4 protein-coding genes and 1 pseudogene are annotated in these 5,676 nt (G+C 44.9%); 1 reads left to right on the plus strand and 4 read right to left on the minus strand.

The genetic code is table 11. From position 1 onward, the window contains the following. The coding region (locus tag PLH26_RS19645; RefSeq protein ID WP_324587724.1) for an alkaline phosphatase family protein at nucleotides 1-512 on the minus strand (512 nt) is incomplete at its 3' end. Nucleotides 513-1,232: 720 nt separating this feature from the next. On the opposite strand from PLH26_RS19645, the gene PLH26_RS19650 reads away from it, so the two are divergent. After that, nucleotides 1,233-1,949, plus strand: coding sequence for an SGNH/GDSL hydrolase family protein (locus PLH26_RS19650; protein WP_324587725.1), 717 nt, complete (start codon nucleotides 1,233-1,235; stop codon nucleotides 1,947-1,949). Here the strand turns inward: PLH26_RS19650 and PLH26_RS19655 are convergent. From PLH26_RS19655 to PLH26_RS19665, 3 genes and pseudogenes are all read right to left on the minus strand, one after another. After that, nucleotides 1,942-2,781 (minus strand): endonuclease/exonuclease/phosphatase family protein, encoded by an 840-nt coding sequence (locus PLH26_RS19655; RefSeq protein WP_324587726.1) that lies wholly within the window; start codon nucleotides 2,779-2,781, stop codon nucleotides 1,942-1,944. The two genes, PLH26_RS19650 and PLH26_RS19655, sit on opposite strands and share 8 nt — an antisense overlap. A 338-nt stretch (nucleotides 2,782-3,119) precedes the next feature. Next, nucleotides 3,120-4,889 carry a RagB/SusD family nutrient uptake outer membrane protein gene (locus tag PLH26_RS19660; RefSeq protein WP_324587727.1) on the minus strand — a complete coding sequence of 590 codons (1,770 nt, stop codon included), beginning with the start codon at nucleotides 4,887-4,889 and terminating at the stop codon, nucleotides 3,120-3,122. Nucleotides 4,890-4,908: 19 nt separating this feature from the next. Then, a pseudogene (locus tag PLH26_RS19665) lies at nucleotides 4,909-5,676 on the minus strand (SusC/RagA family protein); the annotation flags it as partial.

A 5,676-nucleotide genomic window follows, 5' to 3' on the forward strand; every position in this document is an offset into this window, starting at 1 on the left:
ATAGCGCCATTAACCGTATGATTTTGCAGGAATGCCTGTCCGGTTGTACCGGAACTGTATACAAACATTTTTTCACCTTCCGCCCGAAGCAATTCGCCCAGTGAAGGAGCAGTGAGCAATTTGCCGGAAGTAGCAGCCATGATATGACTGAGATTACCGGCATTCCCCGTGCTTAAGCTTTTCTGAGCGTTTACTCCCGGCAGATATATGGCATTGCCCATTAAACCATGCGCTGCCGGGTAAGAACCTGTGGCATACGAAGCGGCATTTACTCTTGTTACGGTGGGGAACACACTATGATTGTCTTTACCATAGGCTGCTTTTTTACTGAATGCATATAAGCGGGGCATCCATTCGGGTTTGATATAATCCGGCCGTAAGCCATCAAATACTACAATAATGGTGCGTATTGCCGGAGTGTCATTTTCAATTGTATGGTTTTTGCCGGCATATACATTGTTCAAAAAAGAAAGCTGTAATAAAAGTACAATAAACGGGAGTGAGGATTTCATTTCCGGGAAGCTGGTTTTTAAAATGATCCATTTATAATATACCGGCTACATATCTTATGGCAGCATCGTTGCGTCGCAATCACTTTATCTTCCGGTTTTTCATGTCAGCTTCCGGTATATACAAATTTGTAAAACTAAATGTAAGCGGGTTCTAAGATAAGGTTATTTTTATATACAGTTCAATACCAGGCATGAAGAATATGTGAAGTAAATGGGATTAAAGTTAAAACCGAAGCCGGGAATTCGAAAATCCGGAGGGATACAAAGGATAAATAACAAAAAACAGGAACCAAACCTGTCCGCTGTGGCGGATAAAATTCTAATATAAAATTCTACGCTAAATGCAGTCTCAACTATCGCTGTTTGTGGCGTCTTCGCCACAAACGATTACCATATCGCCGGGCGATACTGTAAATTGCAATCGCCGGGAGGCGATAATAAACAAGTGCCGGGCGAGGACGCCGGGCACAGCATCTGGAAAACCGCAGCCGGAAATCCGAAATCCGGAGAAATACAAATGATCAAATAATTAGTGTTACGTCAACCATAATACGCCGCATCAATTTGTGAATAGTGAATTGTGAATGAGTTCACTATCGGCCGTTGACCATTTACCCGGGCAAACGACATATTATAATTAACTCAACACCAGAACCAAATAAAATTCGAAGATCTAAAGCTAAATGCACGTTCAACGCTTAATAAAACAACTATAACACAATGAAAAATCTTTATTTACTTTTGGCACTCTTCTTTCTGAGCTCTTACCAGGCCCCGGTTGAAAAAGAAATTGCAGATCCTGCTACTTATTTGGATGAAATAAAAGCTTCACTCAAAAAAGAATGGCCCGATAACCACACGATCAACCTTGTATTTCACGGGCATTCTGTTCCGGCAGGTTATTTTAAAACACCTGTTGTGAATACACTGGAAGCCTATCCTTACCAGGTGCTGAAAGCGCTAAAGGCAGCATATCCGTATGCAGTTATCAATATTATAAACACATCTATTGGCGGAGAAAACTCCGAAAGCGGTAGCAAAAGATTTGCAAAGGATGTGCTGATCCATAAGCCGGATGTGCTGTTCATAGACTATGCATTGAATGATCGCGGTATTGGCCTCGATAAATCGAAATCAGCCTGGGAAGCGATGATCAGGCAGGCACTTGAAAAAAATATCAAGATCATACTGCTAACGCCATCGCCCGACACAAGCGTTCATATTTCTGAGCCCGGGAACGTGCTGGAAAAGCATGCCCTGCAGATCAGATCCCTGGCAAAAAAATACAGCATAGGCCTCGCAAACAGCTATGCCGCATTTAAACAGGTTGCAGATCCGGGCAATGACCTGAATGCTTATATGTCGCAGATCAATCATCCCAATGAAAAGGGGCATGCACTGATCGCGGAGGCGATACTCAGATATTTTATCAATTGATCACCGCTTTGATCATCACCGGCTGATGATCGGAAGGATAACGCTGGTCTTTTGCATCTGTAAGCACGCCATACTTCAATACTTTTATGCCCTTGCTCACAAAAATATAATCAATGCGGTTCTTCATGGGCGCGGTAAACCTGAAAGAATTGAACGTTCCAACCGGACCATAGGGAGGATCCTGGGTTACTTTATAGGAATCATTTAGTATGGTTTGCATGGTTTTGATCTGTTCTGTCTCGGGAGTGGAGTTAAAATCACCCACACAAATCACCGGGGCATTTTTTGCGATCTCCTGTATTTTTTTAACCATCAGCTTACCCGATTCCCTGCGTGCTATAACGCCCTGGTGATCGAAATGAACGCTGAAGAAATAAAATGTTTTTCGGGTTTGCTGGTCCTGGAATTTCCCCCATGAACAAATACGGTTGCAGCATTTGGCATCCCAGCCCTTGCCTGGTTTTTCGGGTATTTCGCTCAGCCAGAAATCACCTGATTCCAGCAGCTTAAACCTGTCCTTCTTATAAAAGATAGCCGAATGTTCACCGGCTTCTTTACCATCATCGCGCCCATGCCCGGTGCGTGCATATGCTTCCAGCTCGGAAATGCCGTTGATCTGCTCTATCAACCCTTCCTGCGTGCCAAAAATATCAAACTCGTGGAACCGGATCAATGCCTTAACATTTTCCTTTCTGTTCGGCCAGGCATTTAAGCTGTCGTGGGCGTTGTTGTAACGGATATTATAAGTGGCAATGACCACCGGTGTATTTTTTTGAGCAAAAGCAAGCTGGATACAAAAGCAAACAAGCAAGGTTAAAACAATTCTTTTCATTTTGGTTTTATTAATTTTTTAAGAAAAAACTGGCTGTCTCAAAAGAACCGGTACAGGAGATATGCCACTAAAACGCCAAGACACAAAATCCTGATCCAGGTTTTTATTTACTTCGTGCCTTAGCGTCTTTGTGGCAAATTAATTCACTTTAAAAACAGCCCCTTATTGCTAAGTTAAATATAAAACATCCATTGGCTTCCTCCCGTGAAAAATCACAGTGCACGAACAATTTATGATTTAAAATTTGAATCCGTTCGCTATGCGATCTGACGCTCCCTGCGGTTGCATACCGACCGCATTTCAAATCTAAGATTTCAAATTTCAAATTAAACCGTTAACTATTCCCATCCCGGGTTCTGTCCCAAAGCAGGATTCATCGTACGATCGGCTTCGGGTATCGGGTACAGGTATTTTTTGTCTAACCATTCCCTTACTCCCGGATTCCACAATACTTCACCCGATGTACCATTGGAAAGCTGTATGCGGCCTGCGGCCGACGAGGGGCTTACATCAACAAAAGCAATAGTAGGATTGGAACCCGCAGGCTTCGTACCCTGGTAAAATACAACATCATTAATGCCGTCTTCATTCAGGTCGTACTCACCCAATGCAGGTACATACATGCCATTCATGGGAGCTTCCTCGAACAATTCTCCAATATGCCATCTCTTCAGGTCATCCGGCCGAAGTCCTTCAAAAACCAGCTCAACAGCGCGTTCGCGCATAACTTCCAGTAAAACAGGATCGGTAAATTTACCTTTATAATAATCCACCAGGTAGGGGTCTGCACTGGCAGGCATGCTGGTAAGTGTTGGCCCTGTAATACCGGCGCGTTCACGCAATGCGCCGATGGTAGCAGCCCAGTCGGCATCAGTCATGGTTCCCAGCTCGGCCATCGCCTCGGCTTTGTTCAACAGTACTTCAGCCCAGCGCATGATGATATGTGCATTGTCGTTTCGGCTTTCATCATCATAAGGAAAACGCTCATCGTAGCACCATTTTATGGGTTGATAACCGGTAACTGTTTGGTTAAAATTAGGCGGTGCAATAACGGGCACCGCATTTTCGGTTCTGCGATAATCACCCAGCCGGATGGTTTGTTTCAGCCGCAGGTCGCGGTTTTTCACTTCCTCGTCAAAAGTAGTTGTTTTATAAGCGGGATCATCGGTAAAAGGTTCACCATCCAGGTTGAGATAGGTATTTACAAAATGGCGCGTAAGGCTTGGCCGGTTTCCGTAAGTAGGGCTTATGAAACGACGGTTTGCAGAGCTAAACACCTGCAGACTGGCATTTAACGCCACAGCCAGGATGGTTTCATCTGTATAAGGGTTCCTTGTTATAAACAATTCCCTGTAAGAGCGGTCGTCTGCAGCTCCCTTGTGCAGTATAAACCCGGTAATGTCGTTGGCTGTATTCACTACCTCCTGGTACCATGTACCGGCAGTGCCCTGCATATTATAGCTGGTATGGTACTTCCGCAACGATGCTTCGTAAAGGCATATGCGTGTTTTATATGCTCTTGCTACGTTTTGAGTTATGCGTGTGCAGGTTGGATCGGAAGTAAGCGTGATGTTCTCAATGGCGTAATTCAGGTCGGACAGCACTTTATCCATTACTTCAAAGCGGCTGGTACGTGGACCTTCCAGTGTAATGCTATCCGTTACCTCTATTGTTTTGTCAATCCACGGCACATCGCCAAAGCGCTGAACCTTATCAAAATAAAACAATGCGCGGAAAAAATGAGCAATACCCAGGTAATGCTCTTTCCCCGCCACCGTGCTATTTTCGGCGTTTTCAATGAAGTAGTTGATGTTGCGCAGATTGCTCCAGCTCCATCCCGAACTTGTTACAGGGCTTAATGCGCCTACTGCCAGAAAATCGTCTACACCATTACGGGCTACCAGGTCCGATACATCATCACCCTGAAATACCCCCACATCCGTATTGGGCAAAATGTCGTAAAAAGAATTGGTATACAACTCCATACCGCTTGTTGACCCAAAAATAGCCTGGTTGGTGGCAGTGTCAACAGGGATTTCTTCCAGGTCGCAGGCTGTAAACGACATAACAGCAACGACCATCAAGGTATAATAATAGAATGTCTTCATAATATATTAAACTATAAGATTAGAAATTTAAGGTTAACCCCAATGAAAGTACCTTGAGCATCGGATAGTTGTAACCATCTCCGCTGGTACCGCCACTCAAATCGCGGTCGGAGCCGTAGATATTGGTTACATCCGTATCCTTCGTCCATTTGTACATGGGCGACCATGTCCACAGGTTTTCCGCGGAAAAATACACTTTGAGGCTGGTGGCATGTATCCTCGATACCAGGCTGTTGGGCAATGTATAACCTACCTGCAGGTTTCGCAAACGGATATAAGCGGCATTTTGCAGAAAGCGGTCATTGGGTATATTCAATGCCCTGCCGGTTCCCTGGGCAATATACCCCACAAGCCTGGGCAGGTATGCATCAAAATTCTGGAGCTCTTCCCTGAACATATTATCCTGCTGCCAACGTGGGTAAGCATTGTAAGGACGGTTGTACTGGCCCCAGAAACGCGCTTCGGGCGAAGGATAGTAGTCCTGCTTCAGCACACCCTGGAAGAAAACGGATAAGAAAATGCCGTTCCAGTCGCCATTGAGGTTGAATCCATAGGTATAGCGCGGTTCTTTATTACCGATGATGGTTTTGTCGCCGGAATTGCCAACCCGGTTCAGTCCCTGGTAGATCTGGTCATCGCCGTCCAGGTTTTTAAACTTGAGGTCCCCAACATAATTTTTCCTTGTATTGGTATTGGGAATATTTGACTGCGAAGGCGATTTGGCGATCTCTTCTTGCGACCGGAACAACCCTTCTACCCGGTAGCCCCAGATCTCTCCCACATGCTG

This window comes from Agriterribacter sp., from assembly GCF_035444585.1.
In the GTDB taxonomy this organism is placed as follows: Bacteria; Bacteroidota; Bacteroidia; order Chitinophagales; family Chitinophagaceae; genus Agriterribacter.

Bases quoted from the DNA above. Each gene is read 5' to 3' on its own strand.
- PLH26_RS19650 (WP_324587725.1), top strand. From the start codon at position 1,233: ATGAAAAATCTTTATTTACTTTTGGCACTCTTCTTTCTGAGCTCTTAC.
- PLH26_RS19655 (WP_324587726.1), bottom strand. From the start codon at position 2,781: ATGAAAAGAATTGTTTTAACCTTGCTTGTTTGCTTTTGTATCCAGCTT.
- PLH26_RS19660 (WP_324587727.1), bottom strand. From the start codon at position 4,889: ATGAAGACATTCTATTATTATACCTTGATGGTCGTTGCTGTTATGTCG.